We start from the raw sequence: 24,814 nt of genomic DNA, 5'->3' as shown, positions 1-24,814 counted from the left end.
CGTCATAACAATGCCAATCGCCTCACGCCTCCCCGTCGCCGGGCTCGCCCTGGCGCTTATCCTGCCCGTATCCGCCCAGGCCCATGTACTACTCGCCGACAGCCTGCAGCGCCTGGCTCCCGCGGCCGAGCCTCAGGTGCTGCGCCTCGCCGCCAGCGCCGTGCAGTGCGCCGACCCCGACGCCGAGCGCCTGGCGGTGATCGATTTCTCACGCAGTGCCAACCAGCCGCGGCTGTGGGTCTTCGACCTCAAGAACGAGCGACTGCTGTTCGAGGAGCTGGTCTCCCACGGCCGAGGCAGCGGCGACGAGCAGGCCGAATGGTTCTCCAACACCCCCGAGAGCCATCAGTCGAGCCTGGGGCTGTTTCGTACCTTGAATAGCTACTATGGTGCCAACGGCTACTCCATGCGCCTCGAGGGACTCGAGGCCGGGGTCAACGATCTGGCCTACCAACGCGCCATCGTGGTCCACGGCGCCGACTACGTCAGCGAGCAGTTCATTGCCGAGAACGGCCGCCTGGGGCGCAGCTTCGGCTGCCCGGCGGTGCGCCAGGAGATCGCCCGGCCGCTGATCGATAACATCAAGGAAGACCACTACCTGTTCGCCTACTACCCCGATCCGCAGTGGCTCGCCGAGTCGGACTATATCAGCTGCGGCCAGGTCGCCACGCTGGCCAATAGCATCGACACCCGCGGCGGCAGCCTCGATCAGGCACTCGATATCCACTACCAGGCGGCGAGGTAGCCAATGGCGGTACTGCTGTTCCGGCTCGGCGGCGTGCCCGAGGAGGAAGCCGCCGAGGTGCGGCAACTGCTCGACGAGGGCGGCTTCGATGTCTACGAGACCAGTGCAGGCCGCTGGAAGCTCTCGGTGGCCGCGATCTGGCTACGCGACGAGTCTCAACTGCCCGAAGCGCGCGCCGCACTCGACGCCTACCAGGCGCGCCTCGCCGAGCGCATGCAGCAGGACCTGGCCGAGCGTGAGGCTCGCGGCGAGCCGCTCAGCCTGTGTCAGCGCCTGCGCGAGCGGCCGCTGCAGGTGATCGCCCTGACCCTGGCCGCCGCGGCGGTCCTGACCCTGTCGCTGCTGCCCTTCGTGTCGCTCTAGCCACGCCACCTAGCCTAACAAGACGAAACCCCCGGCCATTGACCGGGGGTTTCGTCATGTTTTACATGTGTCAGGGCCGTCGAGCCCCTACAAACCTGTCAGCACGAAAATCAACATCGCGATCATGCCCATCAGGAAGCTCACACTTGCCGCACCCGCAAGGAACTTCAGCACATCGCACCTCCCTGCACAGCGAATGTACAGATGGTGAAATAGCCAACCGTAATGCCTGAGCGCTACACGCTCGCCGGTTGGGCCAGGGCCTGACCCGACTTTGGATATCGAGACACGCCTCCAACCTCCACCATCTCAGTCTTCCCCCCTCGATACGCTAACTCAGGTTATGCTGCGCGCATCATTTCCCGGCCCCCGGTCAGCAAAAAAATGCCCCCTGAGGGAGGGGGCAAGTAGCAGGGGTGTCGGGGCTCGGTGGACTCCTTGGCGATCATGACATCCTGTCGTGAGAGCCGTCCCTGTCCAGTAGGCCATCCTGGCCTGAGCGTCCTGGCAATCCACGCGATCCGTTGCGCGGGAGCTGACTTAACCATAGACAACCAAACCTGGATGTACAAGTATTTCACCGCTTTTTATACACTCGCCTCATCCCACCTCGCTCCAAAAACAATATATTTATATGTTTTTAAAGCAAAAAATGTAATCTTGAAGAAAGAGGTATCACATAAGCAGTACAAGAAATAACAAAAATCTTGTACACTGCAACGCACTTCTACTGATGAAACCCCGCTCATGCCTGATCGCCCGCAGCCAGCTATGGTGATAAGGCAGCAGGCAACCTTCCTTCGACACAGGACGAACCACCATGGCCAAGCGACTCCTTCTCTCCCTCGGCCTGGCCGCGGGACTAGCGGCCGGCCCTGCCCTCGCCGACACCGATATCGCCTCCCCCGACACTCTCCGTGATGGCGAGTCTGCATTGACCTGGGGCCCCCAGGTGGAAGGCGAGCGCTTCGAATACAGTGCCGACGGCGAAACCTACCACGGCTATCTGGCCCGCAGCGCCAGCGATACCACCCCCCGCCCCGCGGTGCTGATCGTGCACGAATGGTGGGGTCTCAACGACTACGTCAAGCATCGCGCCGACCAGCTCGCCGCACTTGGCTTCGTGGCGCTTGCGGTCGATATGTACGGCGGCGGCCAGACCGCCGACCACCCCGACCAGGCCGGTGAGTTCTCCTCCCAGGTCATGCAGAACTGGCCGGGGGCGCGCAACCGCCTAGAAGCCGCCATGGCACAGCTGCGCGAGCACCCCGCCGTGGCCGACGGCGGCATGGCGGCGATCGGCTACTGCTTCGGCGGCAGTGTGGTGATGAACATGGCGCTGGCGGGCATGCCGCTGGAGGCGGTAGTCAGCTATCACGGCAGCCCGACACAGGCCGTCGACACGCCGGCCGACTTCGACGGCGTCGTGCAGATCCACAACGGCGCCGCCGACCCGATGGTCTCCCGGGACGACCTCGAGGCCATGGCCAGCGCCCTGGCCGCCACCGGTGCCGAGATCGAGGTGATCAACTACCACGACGCCACCCATAGCTTTACCAACCCGGGCGCCGATGCTGCCGGAGAAGAGTTCGGCTTGCCGCTGGGCTATGACCCCATCGCCGACGCCGTCTCCTGGCAGTCCACCCTGTTGCTGCTGGATCGCACCCTGAACGACTGAAGCGACCTAGAGCGCCAGGAAACGATTTGACAGGCTAAGGCCACTTTTATAAAACGCTAATCAAAAGGAGTCACCTGGGCCACGCTGCTGCTCACCACCGCCTATTATCAGGAGCCCGGCCCATGAGCCTGCAAGCCACCGCCCCATCCTCCCGCGCCTGGCTGACCGGCCTGCGCGAGGCCACCCCGCTGCTCGGCGGCTATGTGCCGGTGGCGATCTCCTTCGGGTTGATCGCCACCCAGGCCGGTTTCAGCACCTGGGAGGCGGTGATCATCTCTACGCTGCTGTATGCCGGTGCCTCGCAGTTCCTGTTTGTCGGCATGGTCGCCGCCGGATCGCCGCTGTGGCTGGTGGTGGCCATGACGCTGCTGATCAATGCACGCCACGTGGTCTATGCCCCCAATATCGCCCCCTGGCTGACCACCAGCCGCGCCTGGCCCTGGCTGATGCACGGCCTCACCGATCAGGTCTTCGCCCTGGCCCACGCCCGCCTGCCGCAGATGCCGGCCAGCCGGCGCCTCGGCTGGTTTACCGGCGTTGCCCTGCTGGCCTGGTTCAGTTGGATCGGCGGCACTGCGCTGGGCGCCGTGGCAGGCGAGGAGCTGACCCGCCGCTGGCCGCTACTCGGTGAGGTCATGCCCTTCGCGCTCCCCGCCCTGTTCCTGGTACTGGTGGCGCCGCGCTTCACCTCGAGGCGCTGGGCGCTGGCCCTATGCAGCAGTATCGTCGTGGCCTTGCTGCTTACCGTAGCGGGGCTGACCAACGCGGCGATTCCGTTGGCCGCCGCCTGTGGCGCCCTGTGCTTTTACACGGTGAGACGCCACCTGCCCGCACCAGGAGACCGCCATGAGTAGCGCCCTGTGGTTGGCCGTGCTGGGCTCGGCGGCTGGAACCTTCCTCATGCGACTGCTGCCGCTGCTGTGGATGCGGCGGCGCCTGGCACGCTTGGACGGTGACGAGCGCCTAGACGCCATGCCCCAATGGCTCGGCATCCTCGGCCCCATGATGATCGCCGCAGTACTCGGGGTTTCGCTGGTCCCTGCCACCAACGGCGCCAGCGCCTGGCTCGCCACTGCCATCGGCATGTTCGCGACCCTGGTGGTGTGGTACCGGCTACGTTCGCTCGGCTGGCCGATCGCTGCAGGCGTCGCCGCCTATGGCGCCGTGGTGATGCTGGCGGCCCTGGCCTCCCCTACCCCATGACCGCTCCCCTACCGCCCCGCCGCAACGCCACGCGCCCTGCCCTGGCCGGGCTAGCGGTCCTGCTGCTGGGCCTGCTGCTGACGGCGGCACCGGCGGCGGCCAGCTGCCCCATCGCGTCCGACACCGACCTGGCCGCCATCAAGGGCCAAGATCAACGACCGCCGCTACCCGCCGGCCGCGAGGTGATCGCCGAAGGCGTAGTCACCGGCGCCTTCCTGGGCCGCGACAGGCTCAACGGGTTCTACCTGCAGCAGGTGACCGCACAGGACCCGGTGGGGTTATTCGTCTACATGCCGGCGGCCAGCGCGGATGACGCCGAGCGTATCGTCCCAGGCACGCACGTCCAGCTCCACGCGCGAACCGGCGAGCATCGCGGCCAGGTCCAGCTACAGCGGGTCGAGCGAGTCGACGTGTGTGGCCGCACCCCGCTGCCCGAACCGCATGCGCTGACCTGGCCCCTCGATGAGGAAACCCTGGCGCGACTGGAAGGACGGCTGGTGACCTTCCCCCAGACGCTCATCGTCACCGGTAACTATGAGCTAGGCCGCTACGGCAGCCTGAGGCTGGCCCACGAGCGCCTGTTCCGGCCCACCAATGCGCCCGACACGGACCAGACGCGCGCCGTGCTGATGCTCGACGACGGCAGCTACCGCGCCATGCCGAGCCCGATCCCCTACCTCAACGACGACGGCACGCGCCGCGTCGGCAGCCGCGTCGAGGGGCTCACCGGGGTGCTCACCTACGCCTTCGACGCCCACCGCCTGCACCCGACCCGTGAGCCGCGCTTCACGGAGGCCAATCCGCGCCCGGGGCCGCTCGACGAGCCGGGCGAGCGGCTCCGGGTGGCCACCTTCAACGTCGAGAACTACTTCACCACCCTCGGCCAGCGCGGCGCCGCCAACGCCGCCGCACTGGAGCGCCAGCGAGCCAAGCTGGGCGCCGCGGTGGCCGGCCTCGAGGCGGACATCCTGGCCCTGGTGGAGGTCGAGAACGCCCCCGCTGCCCTGCAAGACCTGGTCGAGCAGCTCAGTGAGCGCACCGGGGTGCGCTATCGCGCCGTCGGTGGGAGCGCCGACCGCGGCTCTGACGCCATCAAGGTCGCGCTGCTCTACCGCCCGGATCGGGTCGAGGCCGTGAGCGAGCTATACGCCGATGATCACCCGGCACACCACCGTCCGCCGCTGGCGGCCTTCTTCCGCAGCCGGGAAGGCGGCCCGGCCTTTGGCGTGGCCACCGCCCACTTCAAGGCCAAGACCGGCTGCCCGGCGCGGGGCGATATCGACCGCGGCCAGGGCTGCTGGAATGAGCGTCGGGTGGCCCAGGCCCAGGCCATGAGCGCTTTCCTCGAGCGACTCGCTGCCGCCGAGGGGCACTCGCGCCTGCTGCTGATCGGCGACCTCAACGCCTACGGCGCCGAGGACCCGATCCGCGTCCTGAGCGATGCCGGCTTGGTCGATCTGCTGGCCCGGGAGCTCCCCCCGGAGCACCGCTATAGCTATGTGTTCCGCGGCGAGTCGGGCTACCTCGACCATGCCCTGGCCAGCCCCGAACTGGCCGCGGCCAGCGCCGAGGTTCGGCCGTGGCAGATCAACGCCGACGAGCCGCCTTTCCTCGGCTACGATGGCCCGGACAATGCGGCACCCCACTTCCGCCCCGACCCCTTTCGTTCCTCGGACCATGACCCGATCGTGGTGGATCTATCCCTGGAGGCGATGCGAAAGGGGGTGCAATAGCGGTCATTTACCGCTAATAAGGGAAGTAGAAACTACAACAATATTCCGCTCAGCGAGGAGCCCCATGGAGTCACCGCAGGTCGCTGCCGAAGACCGCCCCTGGGTCAACCACTACGGTGCCATCCCGGCCGAGCTTCCGGCCCCGGAGTATCCCAACCTGGCCGCGTTGATCAACGCCAGCGCCGAGCGCTTCGCCGCTCAGAAGGCCTTCACCAGCTGCATGCCCAACGGCATGAACGGTGCGCTCAGCTATGCCCAGGTCGACGAGGCTTCCGACGCCTTTGCGGTCTACCTGCGCGAGGGGCTGGGGCTTTCGCCCGGCAGCCGCGTGGCGGTGCAGTTGCCCAACTGCCTGAGCTACCCGATGGTGGTGTTCGGCATCCTCAAGGCCGGCTGCGTGCTGGTGAACACCAACCCGCTCTATACCGCCCCGGAGATGACCCAGCAGTTCGCCGATAGCGGCGCCGAGGCGCTGGTGATCGTCGATATGTTCGTCGACAAGCTGCCCGAGGTGCTACCGCATACCGCCATCCGCCAGGTGGTGACGACCAGCCTCGCCCAGGGCTTCCCGCCGGTGGTACGCCAGGTGGTCAAGGCGGTGCTCAGGTACTGGAACCGGGTGATCCCCCCCTGCCGCGTGGCGGCGGCGCCGCTTGGCCAGGCGCTGGCCGAAGGCAGGCAACTGCGCCAGACGCGGGGAATCGAGGTCGCCGACTACTGGCGCGACCTGGGGCCGGAGAGCCTCGCCGCGCTGCAGTACACCGGCGGCACCACCGGCGTCGCCAAGGGCGCCATGCTCAGCCACGGCAACCTGCTCGCCAACGTGGCGCAGATCGAGGCCATGGCCGGCTCGCACATCAGCGACGGCGAGGAGTGCGTGCTCACCGCCCTGCCGCTCTACCATGTCTTCGCCTTCTCGGTGAACCTGCTCGCCTTCTTCAAGCACGGCGCCCACAACGTCCTGGTGCCCAACCCGCGGCCGATCCAGAACCTGCAGCGGGCGATCGAGAACTACCCGATCAGCTGGATCAGCGGGGTCAACACCCTCTTCAATGCCCTGCTCAACGAGGAGTGGTTCACCCACTACCCGCCGCGTCGGCTGCGCGCCGCGGCGGCCGGCGGAACGGCCCTGCATGCCGCCGTGGCCGAGCGCTGGGAGACGGTCACCGGCACCCCCCTGGTGGAGGGCTACGGCCTCACCGAAAGCTCGCCGGTGATCAGCTTCAACCCGCTGGTCGGGACCCGCAAGCCGGGCAGCATCGGCATCCCGGTGCCTGGCACCGAGATCCGCCTGGTCGATGACGCCGGGAAGCCGGTGTCCCCGGGCGAACCGGGAGAGCTCATCGCTCGCGGGCCCCAGGTGATGCAGGGCTACTGGCAGCAGCCCGAAGCGACCGCGGAGGCGCTGCGCGACGGCTGGCTGCATACCGGGGATGTCGCCGACATGGACGAGGACGGCTACCTGCGCATCGTCGACCGCAAGAAGGACCTGATCCTGGTCAGCGGCTTCAACGTCTACCCCAACGAAGTGGAGGACTGCATCGCCCTGCTCGACGCCGTCCACGAGGTGGGGGTGATCGGCGTCCCCGACCCTGACAGCGGCGAGGCCGTGCGCGCCTATATCGTCACCCGCGGCGAGCTCGACCACGACACGGTGAAGGCCCACTGTCGACAGCACCTGGCCCGCTACAAGGTGCCCAAGCAGGTCGAATTCATCGACGACCTGCCCAAGAGCCCCATCGGCAAGGTGCTGCGCAAGGACCTGCGCGCCGACTACCTCAAGGCGCATCCAGACACCGCAACCGCCGGGAGCCGCGCATGCTGAGCCCAATCGAGGAGACCCTGCTGGCCATCATGATGGCCGTGATCATGCTCGGCATGGGGTCGTCGCTGACCTTCAAGGACTTCCGCATCGCCATGCGCCATCCCCAGGCGATCGGCATCGGCTTCGCCTCCCAATACTTGTTCATGCCGCTGCTCGCCTTCCTGATCGGCCGCGCCCTGCAGCTACCGCCCATCCAGGCGGTCAGCCTGATCCTGATGGGCTGCGTGCCCGGCGGCACCACCTCCAACATCTTCGCCTACTTCTCGAGGAGCCTGCTCGGGCTCTCCATCCTGATGACGGTCTGCTCGACCCTGCTGGCGGTGGTCATGGTGCCGCTGGTACTGGCCTTGTACACCAGCGGCATCGACGCCGCCTTCCGCATCCCCTCGGGCAATATCATCGCGGTGCTCGGCGTGCTGCTGCTGCCCACCCTGCTCGGCATGTGGCTGCGCCGACGCAATGCCAACCTCGGCGCCTGCACCGAGCTGATGGGCGGCATCCTCGGCGTGGTAGTGATCGTGTTCCTGATCGCGACCTGGGTGCCGCGTAACTGGCAGCTGCTGATGACCACCGGCCCTGAGGTCTACCTGGCGGCCATCGGGCTTGGCCTGTGCGGCTTCGTCATCGGCTACTGGTTCAGCCGTGCCGCCCGGCTCAACCCGCTCAAGGCCCGCACCGTGTCGCTGGAGACCGGCATCCAGAACGGGCCGCTGGCGGTGCTGATCGTCACCCTCTCGTTCGCCGGCGAGACCCAGCAGCAGATGCTGCTGATCCCGGTGATGTACTCGCTGTTCATCGTCATCACCTCCACCTTCGTGACCTTCTACTACCGTCGGCGCAGCCTGCGCGAGGAGCTCGCCCGCGACCAGGCGAAGGTGGAAACCGCCGCTCCGGACAGAGCCTGAGGCGCCGCCTGGATCTGACACTGGAATTTTTGCCATACCGACTTCACCATTGCAGGCAGGGATCGAGTAGGGACTCGTGTTGATGACGCATCATGGAGGAGGACGCAGCAATGGCCGATCAATCACGCCAGCAAGTGAACTATGAAGATATCGGCGGGGGCCAGGGAGGCGGCGAGCGATCCGCGAAAATGACCTGGGGCCTGCGCGCCTTCGGGCTGGTCATGGCGCTGATCGTATGGCTCGCCATGGGCTTCGCCGAGGGACTGTCGTCGGACGCGCGCTGGGTCGCCGCGATCGGAACCCTGATGGCGGTCTGGTGGATGACCGAGGCAATCCCGCTATCCGCCACTTCCCTGCTGCCTATCGTGCTGATCCCGATGGTCACCGAGCGAACCGTGAGCCAGGCCACGGCCCCCTTCGCCAGCCCCATCGTGTTTCTTTTCCTCGGCGGCTTCCTGATCGCCATCGCCATGGAAAAGTGGAACCTGCATCGCCGTATTGCGCTGCTGACGCTGGCACGAGTGGGCGTCGAGCCGAAGCGCATCGTGCTCGGCATGATGCTCGCCACGGGCTTTCTGTCGATGTGGGTCTCGAACACTGCGACCACGCTGATGATGCTGCCCATCGGCCTCTCCGTGCTGGCCCTGATCGTCGAGCGTAGCGACGACACCGACACCCACGGACAGCCTGCGGACCAGGAACATGCCCCTCACCAGCCGGGCCATGTGGACGACATCTCCGACGACAATATCAAGCGCTTCGGCCTCTGCCTGCTGCTGGCGATCGCCTGGTCGGCCAGCATGGGCGGCCTCGGCACCCTGCTCGGCAGCCCGCCCAACGCCATCGTCGCCGGCTACGCCGCCGACGAGCTGGGGCGTAACATCGGCTTCCTCGAGTGGATGATGCTCGGCGTGCCGCTGGCCTTCACCTTCATCCTGGTGGGCTGGGTGCTGATGACCCGTGTCCTCTACCCGTTCAAGGTCGATGAGATTCCCGGTGGCAAGGAGATGATCGCCGGCGAGATTCGCAAGCTAGGCATGTTCAGCCAGGGCGAGAAGATGGTACTGCTGGTGTTCTGCTCGGCGGCGTTCCTGTGGGTGGTGCCCGGGCTGCTCACCAATCTTCCCTGGATAGGCGAACGGCTGGGACCCCTGGGTGAACTCAACGACACGGCTATCGCCATCGCAGCCGGCCTCGCGATGTTCATCCTGCCCGGCAAAGGCCGCGGCGAGATGGTGCTGACCTGGCAGGACGCCGAGAAAGGGCTGCCCTGGGGCGTGCTGCTGCTGTTCGGTGGCGGCCTCAGCCTCGCCGGTGCCGTCGCCGCGTCCGGCCTCGACGGCTGGTTCGGTGAGCAGGTCACCGGCCTCGGCATGCTGCCGATCATCCTGCTGGTGGCCGCCATCGCCGCGATCATCATGTTCCTCACCGAAGTGACCAGTAACACCGCCACCGCCGCGACCTTCATCCCCGTGCTCGGCGGCGTTGCCGTAGGCATCGGCGCGGATCCGATGACGCTGCTCATCCCGGCCGCCTTTGCCGCTACCTGCGCCTTCATGCTGCCGGTGGGTACGCCGCCGAACGCCATCGTGTTCGGCACCGGTGCCGTCTCCATCGGCCAGATGGCGCGTGGCGGCGTGGTGCTCAACGTCGTGGGCATCGTCCTGATCACCCTGTTCTGCTACCTAATCGGCGGCTTCGCGCTTGGGCTCGAGTTCTGATCGGTGGCAAAAAGCGGTGCCGGGCGGGATGCCGCCTGGCGCCGTGTTCTCACCTAGCGGCACCACTCCAGCAATGCCTATAGCAGACGCAGCGTATTGAGCCCGCCGAGGGTGTCCACCAGCTCACTGCCGAACAGCAGCTCATTCGGCGTCACGGCGATCCTCTCCAGGACCGCTAGCTCGGGGGTCGATACCTGCAAGCTGAAGGCCCCGCCGGCCGGCTTATGAGCCTGATCCGAGGTGACGCTGTGTGATGCTAGTAGCGAGGCGGTCGTCACGACGGCGCCATATGGGATCTTGTGCAGCAGCTGGTTTATTTTCACGTAAAAAAGCGGCCTTGAATTCCGCCTTCAGAGTGGAGAATAAACCACAACGGTTGCAGGCTTAGTTGGTCCGCACCGACGCACCGCGTTCACATCCATGTACCCGGCGCAGCGCTTTAGCGGGAGGAATCTTGGGGGATAATCCGAGGCTGGGGAAGCCACGGCAGGGGGAGGTGGCCACACATCACGTCAATCCTGATAGTGTGTGTATTTTTTCGCACTTCCCTTCACTTGGTCGGCGGGATATTTCTGCGCATTCTTCTCCATCTTCGCCCGGCATGCCGCTTCGATATCCACGTCCAGCTTGCCCGCCAGCCGGATCAGATAGAGCTGAACATCGGCAATTTCGTCGCGCACGGCGGCCAGTTGCTGCTCATCCAGCTCCCTGGACTGCGCCTCGGTCAGCCACTGGAAGCACTCCTGTAGCTCAGCTGCCTCCACCGTCAGCGCCATGGCCAGGTTCTTAGGCGAGTGGAACTGGTCCCAGTCGCGCTCGGTGGCGAACTGGTCCATGGCGTCACGGAGCTGCTTGAACGGGTCTGACATCTAGGGCTCACCTGGTTCTGAGGTATCGGATAGCGGTGAGCATGCCTGCTCTGCCGCTCGCTATCTAGCCTACATCGGCATAGGCGGCTATCCGGCCGCCCACTCGCTCACAGCACGGAGAGGAATTCGCCGATGACCTTCAGATCCTCAAGCTCATCCTCGAGCACGATGTCCTTGTAGCCGAAGGCGTTGGTCTGTGGCTTCAGCACGATGCGCTGGTTTACGAACTCGCCGTACTCCTCGATCTTCTCGCTCTGGTACAGCTTTACCGTGAAGCTGCCACCGTGGTCAGGGTCCTCGATGGCGCGATGCTGCACCACGACGACCTTGCCTTGCCGCGTGCCGCCTGGGTTCGCACGGAACAGACACCAGGCACCATTGGGAATGCGCCGGTTCATCGACTCTCCCGCCACTCGGCTGACAAAAAGATCGGGGCTTATACGCACATGATCCGGCAGCTCGACCCAGTGCTCGGCTTCGGCGATCTGCATCTCGCTGAACTCGCCGGCGGCGATGCTCAAGCTGTACACGGGCACATGGCGCTCGAACGGCGCGGCCTGGTCACGCGTCACGATGGGAAGGTGCAAGCCATCCAGCATCTCGGCATCCTCAGACGCATCCAGTCGCTCGGTCGCTGTTTGAGAGCGAGCATAGGCCGCGAAGTACTCTCGGGTCTCGGGGTCCGTGGCATAGACATAACAGCCCTTCTGGCCCCGCGTCATCAGCGTGCGGTAGGTGTTCTTGATGATCTGGTCCGCCAAGGCACGGGCATGCTCAGGATCATTCTTGAGCATCGTCTTATAGCCGTGCACCGAGCGGTCCTGCCCCGCCCGCTTGGCCGCGTCTGTCACCACGCGGCCGTCGCGAATCACGAAGTCGTCGCCGATGATGACGCCGACGTAATCGAATTCGAGCCCCTGGCAGGTGTGGATGCAGCCGACTTGATCGACGGAATCCTCGGCGATGGCCCATAGCATGCCGTCGTCATCGAGGTTCCACTGGGCCGCGAAGCCATGTTCGGGAAACACGATGTCCATGGCATGCTTGTCCTTCTTGCTCGCCCAGGGCCAGCAGTAACCCGCCACCATGCGTGCCTTGTTGGCCTTGCGGTTCTTCTCGAGAATCGAACGACGCATGGCACTCGGGTCATCGAACACTTGGAAGTCGTAGTCGATGTCATCCAGATCGGTGTTGGCCGTGGTGCGAATCTGAAGGGCATGATCGAGCCACGCCAGATAGCCATCAGAGCCGTTGCAGCGAAACTGCGATGCCAACTCGAGCTCTTGCACGTCGGATCCGTACTCCGCTGCTCGCCGCTTGATCTCCTCAACCGTCCCCACGTCCTTCAGCGTTACGCGCTGCGCCTCATCAATGAAGAAGATCGAAAAGCGTGACGCGGCGATCACCTCCTTGATCTGGCTCTCACCCAAATTCTGATACATGCCGGACTTTTCGTTCAGACGGTGCGCCTCATCCACAATCAGGGCATGGAAGGTGTCTGGCTCCGCGTTAACGTAGCTACCCGAGCCCTTGAACAGGTTGTCGATATGGGTCTTCTTGCGGGTACCAGTAAGCCTTTTCTTGAAGACCTCCCGAGGAGCCGAGTTACGCGACACGTACTGCGTCATCATCTCGCGCTTCGTCAGCTCCACCAGCAAGTTGATAGCGACTACCGACTTGCCGGTGCCCGGCCCGCCCTTGACGATCAAGCACTGCTTGTTGCCACTGCCTGCACGATGCGCAAGATCGAGCGCGGTTTCATACACCAGCTTCTGCTCGTCGATCATCAGGAACTCGGCATTGCCTTGCATCATCGACGCCAGGGCATCAGCCAGGTTTTTGCTTGGTTTGATCACACCGTGTTCGATGCGATACATGACGTCGTTGCTGTCGCCGTACTTGATGTGCTGGCTCAGAAATTCTGACAGCTTCAAGGCATCCTGCGAGATAAAGACCGGAGCACGGCGCGTGTGGTGTTCGTAGAAGGGGTCATTGATAGCGTCCCCCTGCCTCATGTTGTGCAGGTAGGCGCAGGGCACCAGGCGGATCGATTCGGAGCGTACCGTCTCGTTGTAGTCTTCGATCAGCGCGCCATAGGACCATGCCTGATACGACGGGTGGTTGGTCTCGCGTACGCCGCCACCCAGTTGGGTACGGACGATGGCATCCTTTTTTGTCACCTCGACGGACTGCCACTGCTTCAGTTCCACGATGACTGCCGCATCATCCCGCTGTTGGTTCTTGCCGGTCAGAATGAAGTCCACGCGGCGATTGGTCAGCGGAATGTTGTACTCGATGGCCACACCCGCCGATGCGGGAATACCCTCATCGAGCAGCACGCTCATCATGAAGCGAAGCGAGTTCTCCCACGATGCCACCTCACTGCGCGGTGAGTTGCGGTTCAGTCTGCGTGCCACCTCGTTCTCGATGGCGTCGGTGATGACGTTGGCTCGCACATCGTCGATAAATTGCTGCTTGGTGGCGTTGTAGACCAGCATCGTCTCAAGGATTCCTTTTATGACCTGGGGTCAGCCATCTTGGCTCATGCAATAGCCGCAGCACGTTTGCCAACGGGATAGAAGCAGCAAGGCAGGCTGGCACCATCCTACTGTGGCTGAGCAACGATGAGGAGGGCCCTACACAAAAGCCATGGCTACCCTATCTCGGCATGCCCCATGCCACCACAGCTGATGATCTGCAGCTGACTTGGATGGGCATAATTAGACAAGGTACGGAAAGTTTCAGGGAAGGCGAGAAGACACAGCCATAAGCTGTTGATTGTGGTGGGCCCAGCTGGACTCGAACCAGCGACCAAGGGATTATGAGTCCCCTGCTCTAACCAACTGAGCTATAGGCCCATCGGGAGGGGCGCGTCGGCGCGCGGGCGTATGATAGCGAATGCCGATGGGTGAGGCCAGCGTAGCCGTGCGTGGTTTGCGGGAATGGGGCACTTTTCCGGCGCTGGCGTGTCTGTGCTGTGTCATCGACCGGGAGACGTCTGTGAAAGCCTATCTTGCCCTGTTTGCCCTGCTCATCGCCCTGCCCGCCCATGCCGACTGGCAGCTCGACCCCGAGCGCTCGCAGGTCGAGGCGACCATCTTCGAGTTGACCGACAGTGGCCCGGTGGAGCATCAGCACCGCGTGCGCGAGCTGCGCGGCGATATTTCCGCGGATGGCATCCTGACGCTGCCGCTGCGCCTCAACCAGACCGACGCGCTGGACCGGCTGGGGCCGCTGCCGCCGTGGCTTTCCGGCATCACCGACATGCCCCTGGCGACCCTGAATACGCAGCTGCCGCCGGAGCGCCTCGACGCCCTCGACATAGGCGAGTCGATGGTCGAGACGCTGATCTTCAGCGTGCGTGCCGACGGCAATCTTCAGCAGGAGCCGGTGGAGCTACGCTTCACCCGCGAAGACCTCAACACGGTGCGCGTCACCACCGCCGAGCCGGTGGCGCTGGACGGCCAGGAAATCATGGCTAACTCCACCATGCGCAGCGTGCTTACTCTGCTCGGCTATCAGCGCATCGGCGACGAGGTGCCGGTGGCGCTGAACGCCATCCTGATCAACCGCTAGCCTCAGAACGCCCAGTCTTCGTCCTCGGTGGCCACCGCCTTGCCGATCACATAGGAGGAGCCGGAGCCGGAGAAGAAGTCGTGGTTCTCGTCGGCGTTGGGCGAGAGCGCGGCGAGGATGGTCGGGTCGACGTCGGTGACGCTACTCGGGAACAGCGCCTCGAAGCCGAGGTTCATCAGCGCCTTGTTGGCGTTGTAGTGGAGGAACTTCTTGACGTCCTCGCTCAGCCCCACCTCGTCGTAGAGCGACTCGGTGTACTTGACCTCGTTGTCGTAGAGCTCCAGCAGCAGCTCGTAGGCATACTCCTTGACCGCCGCCTGGCGCTCCGGCGTGGCCTCGGCCAGGGCCTGCTGGAACTTGTAGCCGATGTAGTAGCCGTGCACCGCCTCGTCGCGAATGATCAGGCGGATCAGGTCGGCGGTGTTGGTCAGCTTGGCGTGGCTCGACCAGTACATCGGCAGGTAGAAGCCCGAGTAGAACAGGAACGACTCGAGGAACACGCTGGCGACCTTGCGCATCAGCGGGTCATCGGCGCGGTAGCGCTCGAGGATCAGGTCCGACTTGGCCTGCAGGGTCGGGTTCTCTTCGCTCCAGCGGAAGGCGTCGTCCACGTCCCGCGTGGTGCACAGCGTCGAGAAGATCGAGCTGTAGGAGCGCGCGTGCACCGCTTCCATGAAGGCGATGTTGGCGTAGACCGCTTCTTCGTGGGGCGTGCGCGCATCCGGCATCAGCATCGGGGCGCCGACGCTGCTCTGGATGGTGTCGAGCAGCGTCAGGCCGGTGAAGACGCGGATGGTCAGCTGCTGCTCCTGGTGCGTGAGGGTGTTCCACGACTGGATGTCGTTGGACAGCGGCACCTTCTCCGGCAGCCAGAAGTTGCTGGTCAGGCGGTTCCATACCTCCAGGTCCTTGTCGTCCTGGAGGCGGTTCCAGTTGATGGCATCGACCCGCGATAGGCGCGGCGCCGTGCCCTGTGCTGCGTGTGCGTTAGTCATGATTCGCTCGCTTGTTAGAGGCTGCAAGAGACGCAACCCTCTACCTCAGTGCCTTCCAGGGCGCTTTGGCGCAGGCGCACGTAGTAGAGCGTCTTGATGCCCTTGCGCCAGGCGTAGATCTGCGCCTTGTTGATGTCCCGCGTGGTGGCGGTGTCGGGGAAGAACAGCGTCAGCGACAGCCCCTGGTCGACGTGCTGCGACGCCTCGGCGTAGGTGTCGATGATCTTCTCCGGGCCGATCTCGTAGGCATCCTGGTAGTAGGCCAGGTTGTCATCATTTAGGTAGGGCGCCGGGTAGTAGACACGGCCCAGCTTGCCCTCCTTGCGAATCTCGATCTTGGCCGCCACCGGGTGAATGCTCGAGGTGGAGTGGTTGATATAGGAGATCGAGCCGGTCGGCGGCACCGCCTGCAGGTTGCGGTTATAGAGGCCGTGCTCCATCACCGAGGCCTTGAGCGACTGCCACTCTGCCTGGCTAGGAATGGCGATGCCGGCACGCTCGAACAGTCCACGGACCTTCTCGGTACGTGGCTGCCACTCACGCTCGGTGTACTTGTCGAAGAACACGCCGCTGGCGTAGTCGGAGTCGGCGAAGCCGGCGAAGGCCGTGCCGTGCTCGATGGCCAGGCGGTTGGAGGCGCGCAGGGCGTGGTAGGCCACGCAACAGAAGTAGAGGTTGGTGAAATCCAGCCCCTCTTCCGAGCCGTAGTAGATGTGCTCGCGAGCCAGGAAGCCGTGCAGGTTCATCTGCCCCAGGCCGATGGCGCGGGAGTGGGCGTTGCCTTCGGCGATCGACGGCACCGAGGAGAGGTGGCTCATCTCCGATACTGCGGTGAGGCCGCGCACGGCGATCTCGACGCTGGTGCCGATATCGCCGGCATCCATCACCTTGGCGATGTTCATCGAGCCCAGGTTGCAGGAGATATCTTCGCCGGTATGGCGATAGCCGAGGTCGTCGTCGTAGAGGCTCGGCGTGTTGACCTGGAGGATCTCCGAGCAGAGGTTGCTCATGTTGATGCGCCCGGCGATGGGGTTGGCGCGGTTGACGTTGTCCTCGAACATCACATAGGGATAGCCCGACTCGAACTGCACCTCGGCCAGGATCTGGAAGAACTCCCGGGCGTTGATCTTGGACTTGCGGATGCGCGCATCGTCGACCATCTCGTGGTACTTCTCGGTGACGCTGATATCGCCGAACGGCACGCCGTAGACGCGCTCGACGTCGTAGGGCGAGAACAGGTACATCGCCTCGTTGCGCTTGGCCAGCTCGAAGGTGATGTCGGGGATGGTCACGCCCAGCGACAGCGTCTTGATGCGGATCTTCTCGTCGGCGTTCTCGCGCTTGGTGTCGAGGAAACGCAGGATATCCGGGTGGTGGGCGTTGAGATAGACCGCCCCGGCGCCCTGTCGCGCACCCAGCTGGTTGGCGTAGGAGAAGGCGTCCTCGAGCAGTTTCATGATCGGGATGATGCCCGACGACTGGTTCTCGATGCGCTTGATCGGCGCGCCGAACTCGCGAATGTTGCTGAGCAGGAAGGCCACCCCGCCGCCGCGCTTGGAGAGCTGCAGCGCCGAGTTGATGGCGCGGCCGATGGACTCCATGTTGTCCTCGATGCGCAGCAGGAAGCACGACACCAGTTCGCCGCGCTGGCGCTTGCCGCAGTTGAGGAAGGTCGGCGTGGCGGGCTGGAAGCGGCCGCTGATGATCTCGTCGACCAGCGCCCGGGCCAGGGTCTCGTCGCCGCGGGCCAGGCTCAGTGCCACCATGCACACGCGGTCCTCGTAGCGCTCCAGGTAGCGCTTGCCGTCGAAGGTCTTCAGCGTATAGCTGGTGTAGTACTTGAAGGCGCCGAGGAAGCTCGGGAAGCGAAACTTGTAGGCGTAGGCCTGCTCGAACAGCGACTTGATGAAGGTGCGCGCGTACTGCTCGAGCACCTGGGGCTCGTAGTAGCTCTCCTCGATGAGGTAGTCGAGCTTCTCTTCCAGCGAGTGGAAGAACACGGTGTTCTGGTTGACGTGCTGCAGGAAGTACTGGCGCGCCGCCTCGCGGTCGCGGTCCAGCTGCAGCTCGCCCGACGGCCCATACAGATTGAGCATGGCGTTGAGGGCGTGGTAGTCGAGTGTGCGTCCACCCTCGCTCTGGCCGGCGGGCCGGTGAATCTCGCTCATGGCTGTCGTTTCCAAAACGCATCTACTCCCTGTTGAACCCTGACCACGTCGTCCGGCGTGCCCAGCAGTTCGAATCGATATAGCAGCGGCACGCCGCATTTGTCGGCGACGATGCGCCCGGCCAGGCCGAAGGCGGCGCCAAAATTGGTGTTGCCGGCTGCAATCACGCCGCGAATCAGGCCGCGGTTGTGCGCATCGTTGAGAAAGTGGATCACCTGCTTGGGCACCGCGCCGTCGGCGCTGCCGCCACCGTAGGTGGGGGTGATCAGGATGTAGGGGCGGGTCACGCGCAGCGGCGGCTCATCGCGGCTCAGCGGGATGCGCCGCGCCGGCAAGCCGAGCTTCTCGACGAAGCGCTGGGTATTGCCCGACTTGGTCGAGAAATACACCAGTTCGCCTTGGGCGTGATCAGCAACCGGCTGTTGGTGTGCCTGCGCGGCCAGCATGGCGACCTCCTGCGATGACCTGAAGCCCGAGTTAAGCCAGCGCCTGGATGCGATCCGGACGGAAGCCCGACCAGTGGTCGTCACCTGCCACCACCACCGGCAACTGACGGTAGCCCAGGCCTTCCACGGTTTCGCGGGCGCTGGGATCCTGGCTCAGATCGATGACCTCATAGTCGAGCCCCTGCTTGTCCATCGCGCGGTAGGTGGCGGTGCACTGAACGCAGGCGGGCTTGCTGTAAATCTCAATCTTCATGGTTATCGTTCCCTTACAAATCAAGGCAAGTGTGGCGTGAACCAACAGTGCTCAGGATACACCATATCTGGTGAAAACCGCCATGAGGAAATCAATATATAGTATCTATTGGCCGCACGCACCCCCGCATGCGGTAGCCGGACGGCACCTCTGACGGAGAGAGATGGGCGGGCACAGCCAGTCTAGCCGGCGGCATCGGCGAGACCTTAACCGAGATCAAAGAAGCGGCGAGAAACGCAAAAAGAGAGCGCCGCGGCCAGACGGCCGCGGCGCTCGCACTTACGCTGTCAGTCGAAAATCAGGCGATCGCTGCTTGGTAGCGACGCTCGACCTCTTCCCAGTTGACCACGTTGAAGAACGCCTCGATGTAATCCGGGCGCTTGTTCTGGAACTTCAGGTAGTACGCATGCTCCCAGACGTCCAGGCCGAGCACCGGGGTATTGCCGTGCATCAGCGGGCTGTCCTGGTTGAGGGTGTTCTCCACCACCAGCTTCTTCTCCGGGGTCACACTGAGCCAGGCCCAGCCGCTACCGAAACGGCCCAGGGCAGCCTTCATGAAGGCATCCTTGAACGCATCGAAGCCACCCAGCTGTTCGTCGATGGCGGCTGCCACCTGACCCTTGGGCTGGCCACCGCCCTGGGGAGACATCATTTCCCAGAACTTGGAGTGGTTGGAGTGGCCGCCGCCGTTGTTGATCACCGGCTGACGCTTGTCGTCGGGGAGCTTGTCGAGATTGGCGATCAGCTCGTCGACCGGCGTCTCCTCGAAGCCAGTGCCCTCGAGGGCGGCATTGAGGTTGTTGACGTAGGTCTGGTGGTGACGCGAATGGTGGATTTCCATGGTCATCGCGTCGATGTGCGGTTCCAGCGCGTCATAGGCGTAGGGCAAATCGGGCAGTGTATGAGGCATGACTCTAGCTCCTCCCTTTGCTGAAAGATAAGTCACGGCGCTAGGCCGCGACCCCCCATGTTAGCTCAGAATGGCAGAGCAACGCGAATGGCGCTAATGAATATTATTGCCATCGCGCTACTGCCAAGGGCCTTGATAAACGCCAGGCGAACGGCGTTCGGGCAGCCCCTATCGCGCAAATACCACCGTGCGCTTGTCGTTCAGAAACACCCGCCGCTCGAGGTGGTAGGCCACCGCCCGGGCCAGGGTCAAACACTCGATGTCGCGGCCCTTGGCGACCAGGTCCTCGGGGGTGTCGGCGTGGGTCACCGGCTCCACCCCCTGGGTGATGATCGGCCCTTCGTCGAGGTCGTCGTTGATGTAGTGGGCGGTGGCACCGACCAGCTTGACGCCCTTGGCATGGGCCTGGTGGTAGGGCTTGGCGCCCTTGAAGCCGGGCAGCAGCGAGTGGTGGATATTGATCGCCTTGCCCGCCAGTTTCTCGCTCATCTCGCTGGAGAGCACCTGCATGTAGCGCGCCAGGATCACCAGCTCGGCACCGCTCTCCTCGACCACCTGCCACACCTGGGCTTCCTGCTCGGGCTTGGTCTCCGGGGTGATCGGGAAGTGGTGGTAGGGCAGCCCGTGCCAGGCGGCCAGCGGCTCGAGGTCCGGGTGGTTGGAGACCACCGCGCGGATCTCGATCGGCAGCTGGCCGGTGCGATAGCGATAGAGCAGGTCGTTGAGGCAGTGGTCGGCCTTGGAGACCATGATCACCACCGGGGTGAGCTGGCCCGGCGCGGTCAGCTCGAAGGTCATGCCGAACTCGGCGGCGCGGGCGGCGAAAGCCGCCTGGAAGGCGTCGGCGTCGAGCGCCCCGCCCTCGGGGTGAAAGGCGGTGCGAATGAAGAAGCGCTGGCTGAGGCGATCATCGAAGGACTGCTGCTCGGTGATGTAGCAGCGCCACTCCTTGAGCAGGCGGGTGACCACGTCCACGGTGCCCAGGCGGCTAGGGCACTGGGCAGCGAGAATCCAGGTATCTGAAGAGTGATTCATTGCGGCTCCTTAATGGGCATCCCTGCCGTAGACGGTTTGCTTGAGCATGCCGGTTGTCGCTTATATTGACCATCAAGCAGGCTACTGCAGGTAGGCAGCACCGCTCGGGACTGATCCGTCGACAGGCCTACGAGGAGGCGCTGTAAACCCTTCCCTGGGCGCTACCTTGCGCCATCCATGGCGCAAACCTCCTCTTCGACCTGCCCCCGGCGTCCCTCGCTTAAGAGGCAGCGTCGATCACCTTGGACAATAAAGACATTCGCTTTGGCTGTTACTGCTCGACGCCTATTGCATACTCCTCGCCGGCATCCAGCAACCAGCGGTAGCAGTAGTCGGCGAAGCTTCTACGCACCACCAGCTCCCAGCGGGTCTCGCCGCTGCGGCGCACGATGACGGTGGCCTTGGCGAACACCGTGTTGACCCCTTTGCCCACCGCGAAGTGGCTCGGGTCGACGTCGTAGACCACCGACTTCATCAACAGCTCGGGCACCGCCTCGCCCTCCAGCGTCAGCAGCGTCTGGCCGCCGCTGACGTCGACGATGGCGAAACTGGCATCGGCGAGGCGCTCGCGCAGCCGCCGCTCCACCGTCAAGGCCTCGCCGCCGGGGACGATCAGCAGCCACTCGTCCGGCGACAGCCACTGGATCGAGCGCTCGCCGCTGGCGTCCCAGTTCAGGGTATTGGGGCGGCCCGGCAAGCCGATATCCAGCACCTCGCGCAGCGCCTCGTCGAGGACGATGGCCCCGCCGCGCAGGATCAGGTGGCCGAGGAAGGCCTGCTCGCGCAGAACCACCCGGCTGGCGGCGCTGGGGGCCGGTGCGGCGCTGCGCTGCAGGGAATAGGCCAGCGGCGACTCGACTGCCACGCTGGCGTGGTCGGCGCGGGAATCAAACAGGTTCACTCGGCTCAGCGCTGAATCAGACATGCTGACGCTCTCCCTTGGGATCGATGAAGATCGTGCTGGTGATCTCGGCTTCATGGACGCTGCCGTCGGCCATCGGCAGGTAGACGCTCTCGCCGATGCGCTGCTGGCCGCCCTTGACCACCGCCAGCGCAAAGCCGCTGTCGAGGGTCGGGCTGTAGTAGCTCGAGGTGACGTGACCGACCATCGGCATGGGGATGGCGTGGTTGGGATCGAAGACGATCTGCGCGCCCTCCTCCAGCACCACCTTGGGGTCCTTGGGCCGCAGGCCGACCAGCTGCTTGCGGTCGCTACGGGCGGTGTCGCTGCGCGTCAGCGCGCGCTTGCCGATCCACGAGAACGGCTTGTCGTAGCCTACGCACCACTGCATGCCGAGGTCTTCCGGGGTCACCGAGCCGTCGGTGTCCTGACCGACGATGATGAAGCCCTTCTCGGCGCGCAGCACGTGCATGGTCTCGGTGCCGTAGGGCGTCAGGTCGTACTTCTTGCCGTGCTCGAACAGCGCCTTCCAGACGTGCATGGCGTAGTGGGCCTGGACGTTGATCTCGAAGGTCAGCTCGCCGGTGAATGAGATGCGGAAGACCCGCGCCGGCACCCCGGCCACCGTGCCCTCGCGCCAGTCCATGAACTTGAAGCTGTCGCGGTCCAGGTCGATGTCGTCGGTGAGCTCGGCGAGCAGCGCCCGCGACTTGGGCCCGGTCACGGTCATGGTCGCCCAGTGGTCGGTCACCGAGGTAAAGGTGACGTCGAGCTCCGGCCACTCGGTCTGGTGCCACAGCTCCAGCCACTCGAGGATCGCCGCGGCGCCGCCGGTGGTGGTGGTCATCACGAAGTGATTGTCGGCCAGGCAGCTGGTCACGCCGTCGTCGGTGACCATGCCATCGTCCTTGCACATCAGGCCGTAGCGGCACTTGCCGACCGCCAGCTTCTCCCACTTGTTGGTATAGATGCGCGCCAGGAACTCACGGGCGTCGGGGCCCTGGATATCGATCTTACCCAGCGTCGAGGCGTCGAGGATACCCACCCCTTCGCGCACCGCGCGGCACTCGCGGGCCACCGCCTCGTGCATGCTCTCCTGCTTGCCGCCCTGCTTGCGGGGATAGTACCAGGGGCGCTTCCACTGGCCGACGTCCTCGAACTCGGCGCCATTCTCCACGTGCCATTGGTGCAGCGCGGTATAGCGCTCCGGGTCGAACAGCTCACCGCAGTGGCGGCCAACGATGGCGCCGAAGGTCACCGGCGTGTAGTTGGGCCGGAACACCGTGGTGCCCACCTCGGGGATGGTGCGCTCGAGGCAGCGCGCGGCGATGGCCATGCCGTTGATATTGCCGAGCTTGCCCTGGTCGGTGCCGAAGCCCATGGCGGTATAGCGCTTGACGTGCTCGATGGACTCGAAGCCCTCGCGGGTGGCGAGCTCGATGGCCGCCGCGGTGACATCGTTCTGCAGATCGACGAATTGCTTGGGCGCGCGCAGCGTGGGTTTCTCATGGGGCACCTGGTAGAGCGCGCAGGCCGGCGATTCGTTGAGCGCCTGGCAAGCCGGCAGCGCTATCTCGGCGGCCTCGCCGCCGGTCGCCGCGGCGGCCCGCGAGCCTACCGCCACGCCATCGGCCAGCACCTCGCCCAGGGCATAGATGCCGTGGGCCGCGCCGCTGGCGAGTACGCCGTCGACCAGGGTCGGCACGAACCCGAGAATGTCGTCATTCCAGGTCGGCCGCGCGCCGGTGTGGGAAGCGAGGTGGATCACCGGGCTGTAGCCGCCGGAGCTGGCCACGCAGTCGCAGGCCAGGGTCTCGACCGGGCCGGCCACGCGAAAGCCGTCGATATCGATCCTGGCGACCCGCGCCGCCGAGACGCGGTTGGCGCCCTTGGCCTCGATCACCGCGCTGGCGGTGATCACCCGAATGCCGCGCTCGCGGGCCTGGTTGATCAGGTCACCGTCAGGCGCCTCACGGGCATCGACGATGGCCACCACCTCGCGCCCTGCGTCGTGCCAGTCGAGAGCCGCGCGGTAGGCGTAGTCGTTGCTGACGGAGAGCACCAGCTTGTTGCCCGGCACCACGCCGTAGCGGCGGATATAGCTAGAGACGGCGCCCGCCACCAGGTTGCCCGGCACGTCGTTGCCGGCATACACCAGCGGTCGCTCGTGGGCGCCGGTGGCCAGGATCACCTGACCGGCACGCACCCGATGCATCCGCGCCCGGCTCTGGCGTGCGCCCTGGGCAGTGCGCGGCGCGCTGTCGGCGAGGTGCTCGGTGCGCCGCTCGTGGAGGGTGACGAAGTTGTGGTCGTGATAGCCGTTGGCGGTGGTGCGCGGCAGCAGGGTCACGTTGGCCAGCCCGCGCAGCGCGTCGAGGGTCTCGGCGACCCACTGGGCTGCCGGCTTGCCGTCGAGGGTCTCGCGGCTATCGAGCAGCGAGCCGCCCATCTCTTCCTGCTCGTCGGCGAGGATCACCCGCACGCCGCTGCGCGCCGCGGCCAGGGCGGCAGCGAGGCCCGCCGGGCCGGCACCGATCACCAGCACCTCGCAGTGGCGATTGAAGTGATCGTAGATGTCCGGGTCGGCCTCGGCGGGGCTGCGCCCCAGCCCGGCGCTCTTGCGGATATACTTTTCGTAGGTCATCCACATCGAGGCCGGGGCCATGAAGGTCTTGTAGTAGAAGCCCGGCGGCATCAGCTTGCCGCCGACCTTGCCGACCAGCCCCATGAGGTCCTTCTGCACGCTGGGCCAGCCGTTGGTGCTACGCGCCACCAGGCCATCGTAGAGCGCCTGCTGGGTGGCGCGCACGTTGGGCACCTGGGCGCCCTCGCTGGCACCCAACTGGACCACGGCATTGGGCTCTTCGGCGCCGGCGGCGACGATGCCCCGCGGCCGCGAGTACTTGAAGCTGCGGTTGACGATGTCGACGCCGTTGGCGAGCAGCGCCGAGGCCAGGGTATCGCCGTGATAGCCCTGGTAGGTCTGGCCGTTGAAGGTGAAGCCGAGTGGCCGGCTGCGGTCGATGCGCCCGCCCTGGGCCAGGCGCTGTACTTGCTGGTTCATGCGCGGACTCCTTGGCGGACATCAGCAGTGGAGGCGGCCGCTTCGCTGGCCGAAGGCTCAGCGGTGACGCTGGGCTGCTCGCCGATCTTGTAGGTCTCGAGGATCGCGTAGCTCACGGTGTGCCGGGTGACGTTGAAGAACTTGCGACAGCCGACGGCGTGCACCCACATTTCGTGGTGGATGCCGCGCGGGTTGTCACGGAAAAACAGGTAGTCGCCCCACTCTTCATCAGAGCAGGCCTCGGGTTCGGCGGGGCGCACGATGTGGGCCTGGCCCTTGGGGTGGAACTCCTCTTCTTCACGGAGCTCCTCGCAGTGGGGGCAGTAGATCTGAAACATGGTGGTTCTCCTGAAGCCGCGCATCAACGCTGCGCCGCATCTGTCATTGTCTTCTGGCTCGAGCCCGCCACCTCGCGAAGGGATGC

At 64.9% G+C, this 24,814-nt stretch carries 21 protein-coding genes, 1 tRNA gene and 1 pseudogene; 10 read left to right on the top strand and 13 right to left on the bottom strand.

Annotated elements, in window-relative coordinates:
* Positions 1 to 91 precede the first annotated feature (91 nt).
* From BWR19_04140 to BWR19_04100, 9 genes and pseudogenes are all read left to right on the top strand, one after another.
* Positions 92 to 655 (top strand): annotated as a pseudogene (locus BWR19_04140) (hypothetical protein).
* 93 nt (positions 656 to 748) lie between these two features.
* Positions 749 to 1,108, top strand: coding sequence for a hypothetical protein (locus BWR19_04135; GenBank protein APX92195.1), 360 nt, complete (start codon positions 749 to 751; stop codon positions 1,106 to 1,108).
* 820 nt (positions 1,109 to 1,928) lie between these two features.
* On the top strand, positions 1,929 to 2,786 hold the full coding sequence (locus BWR19_04130; protein APX92194.1) for a dienelactone hydrolase: 858 nt from the start codon (positions 1,929 to 1,931) through the stop codon (positions 2,784 to 2,786).
* Between the two features lie 122 nt (positions 2,787 to 2,908).
* Positions 2,909 to 3,640: a branched-chain amino acid transporter AzlC gene (locus BWR19_04125; GenBank protein ID APX92193.1), complete on the top strand. Its 732-nt coding sequence runs from the start codon at positions 2,909 to 2,911 to the stop codon at positions 3,638 to 3,640.
* Positions 3,633 to 3,989: a branched-chain amino acid ABC transporter gene (locus BWR19_04120; GenBank protein ID APX92192.1), complete on the top strand. Its 357-nt coding sequence runs from the start codon at positions 3,633 to 3,635 to the stop codon at positions 3,987 to 3,989. The genes BWR19_04125 and BWR19_04120 overlap by 8 nt, the downstream gene beginning before the upstream one ends.
* Positions 3,986 to 5,722: an endonuclease gene (locus BWR19_04115; GenBank protein ID APX92191.1), complete on the top strand. Its 1,737-nt coding sequence runs from the start codon at positions 3,986 to 3,988 to the stop codon at positions 5,720 to 5,722. Before BWR19_04120 ends, BWR19_04115 begins: the two co-directional genes overlap by 4 nt.
* 64 nt (positions 5,723 to 5,786) lie before the next feature.
* A complete protein-coding gene (locus BWR19_04110; protein ID APX92190.1) occupies positions 5,787 to 7,547 on the top strand; it encodes a long-chain-fatty-acid--CoA ligase in 1,761 nt (586 codons plus the stop codon).
* Positions 7,541 to 8,452, top strand: a complete 912-nt coding sequence (locus BWR19_04105; protein APX92189.1) for a transporter — start codon at positions 7,541 to 7,543, stop codon at positions 8,450 to 8,452. Before BWR19_04110 ends, BWR19_04105 begins: the two co-directional genes overlap by 7 nt.
* A gap of 110 nt (positions 8,453 to 8,562) precedes the next feature.
* Positions 8,563 to 10,173, top strand: a complete 1,611-nt coding sequence (locus BWR19_04100; protein ID APX92188.1) for an anion transporter — start codon at positions 8,563 to 8,565, stop codon at positions 10,171 to 10,173.
* 77 nt (positions 10,174 to 10,250) lie between these two features.
* Here BWR19_04100 and BWR19_04095 read toward each other — a convergent pair whose 3' ends face one another.
* The 4 genes from BWR19_04095 to BWR19_04080 all read right to left on the bottom strand — a co-directional run bounded on the left by BWR19_04095 (position 10,251) and on the right by BWR19_04080 (position 13,900).
* Entirely contained in the window at positions 10,251 to 10,496 is a 246-nt protein-coding gene (locus BWR19_04095) for a hypothetical protein (protein APX92187.1), read from the bottom strand.
* 189 nt (positions 10,497 to 10,685) lie between these two features.
* Positions 10,686 to 11,042 (bottom strand): nucleotide pyrophosphohydrolase, encoded by a 357-nt coding sequence (locus BWR19_04090; GenBank protein ID APX92186.1) that lies wholly within the window; start codon positions 11,040 to 11,042, stop codon positions 10,686 to 10,688.
* A 107-nt stretch (positions 11,043 to 11,149) separates the two neighbouring features.
* Positions 11,150 to 13,540: an AAA family ATPase gene (locus tag BWR19_04085; GenBank protein ID APX92185.1), complete on the bottom strand. Its 2,391-nt coding sequence runs from the start codon at positions 13,538 to 13,540 to the stop codon at positions 11,150 to 11,152.
* Positions 13,541 to 13,823: 283 nt separating this feature from the next.
* Positions 13,824 to 13,900, bottom strand: a tRNA-Met gene (locus BWR19_04080).
* 142 nt (positions 13,901 to 14,042) lie between these two features.
* Between BWR19_04080 and BWR19_04075 the strand changes: the two genes are divergently transcribed.
* Positions 14,043 to 14,618 (top strand): hypothetical protein, encoded by a 576-nt coding sequence (locus BWR19_04075; protein APX92184.1) that lies wholly within the window; start codon positions 14,043 to 14,045, stop codon positions 14,616 to 14,618.
* Between the two features lie 2 nt (positions 14,619 to 14,620).
* Here the strand turns inward: BWR19_04075 and BWR19_04070 are convergent, their stop codons facing one another.
* From BWR19_04070 to BWR19_04030, 9 genes are all read right to left on the bottom strand, one after another.
* On the bottom strand, positions 14,621 to 15,613 hold the full coding sequence (locus tag BWR19_04070) for a class 1b ribonucleoside-diphosphate reductase subunit beta (GenBank protein ID APX92183.1): 993 nt from the start codon (positions 15,611 to 15,613) through the stop codon (positions 14,621 to 14,623).
* Positions 15,614 to 15,627: 14 nt separating this feature from the next.
* On the bottom strand, positions 15,628 to 17,781 hold the full coding sequence (locus BWR19_04065; protein ID APX92182.1) for a ribonucleotide-diphosphate reductase subunit alpha: 2,154 nt from the start codon (positions 17,779 to 17,781) through the stop codon (positions 15,628 to 15,630).
* The gene (nrdI, locus tag BWR19_04060; protein ID APX92181.1) at positions 17,778 to 18,227 is read right to left on the bottom strand and encodes a ribonucleotide reductase assembly protein NrdI; all 450 of its coding nucleotides are present in this window, start codon (positions 18,225 to 18,227) and stop codon (positions 17,778 to 17,780) included. The genes BWR19_04065 and nrdI overlap by 4 nt, the downstream gene beginning before the upstream one ends.
* Positions 18,228 to 18,258: 31 nt before the next feature.
* The gene (locus tag BWR19_04055; GenBank protein ID APX92180.1) at positions 18,259 to 18,480 is read right to left on the bottom strand and encodes an NrdH-redoxin; all 222 of its coding nucleotides are present in this window, start codon (positions 18,478 to 18,480) and stop codon (positions 18,259 to 18,261) included.
* A gap of 298 nt (positions 18,481 to 18,778) precedes the next feature.
* Positions 18,779 to 19,390 carry a superoxide dismutase gene (locus tag BWR19_04050; GenBank protein APX92179.1) on the bottom strand — a complete coding sequence of 204 codons (612 nt, stop codon included), beginning with the start codon at positions 19,388 to 19,390 and terminating at the stop codon, positions 18,779 to 18,781.
* Between the two features lie 168 nt (positions 19,391 to 19,558).
* Positions 19,559 to 20,425 (bottom strand): formyltetrahydrofolate deformylase, encoded by an 867-nt coding sequence (locus tag BWR19_04045; protein APX92178.1) that lies wholly within the window; start codon positions 20,423 to 20,425, stop codon positions 19,559 to 19,561.
* A gap of 271 nt (positions 20,426 to 20,696) precedes the next feature.
* The gene (locus BWR19_04040; protein ID APX92177.1) at positions 20,697 to 21,350 is read right to left on the bottom strand and encodes a sarcosine oxidase subunit gamma; all 654 of its coding nucleotides are present in this window, start codon (positions 21,348 to 21,350) and stop codon (positions 20,697 to 20,699) included.
* Positions 21,343 to 24,390 (bottom strand): sarcosine oxidase subunit alpha, encoded by a 3,048-nt coding sequence (locus BWR19_04035; GenBank protein ID APX92176.1) that lies wholly within the window; start codon positions 24,388 to 24,390, stop codon positions 21,343 to 21,345. Before BWR19_04035 ends, BWR19_04040 begins: the two co-directional genes overlap by 8 nt.
* Positions 24,387 to 24,728 (bottom strand): sarcosine oxidase subunit delta, encoded by a 342-nt coding sequence (locus tag BWR19_04030; GenBank protein ID APX92175.1) that lies wholly within the window; start codon positions 24,726 to 24,728, stop codon positions 24,387 to 24,389. Before BWR19_04030 ends, BWR19_04035 begins: the two co-directional genes overlap by 4 nt.
* Positions 24,729 to 24,814: the final 86 nt, after the last annotated feature.

The organism is Halomonas sp. 1513 (assembly GCA_001971685.1).
Classification (GTDB): Bacteria; Pseudomonadota; Gammaproteobacteria; order Pseudomonadales; family Halomonadaceae; genus Franzmannia.
The sequence above is the reverse complement of the archived record's forward strand: the minus strand, read 5'-3'. Positions and strand labels throughout refer to the sequence as shown.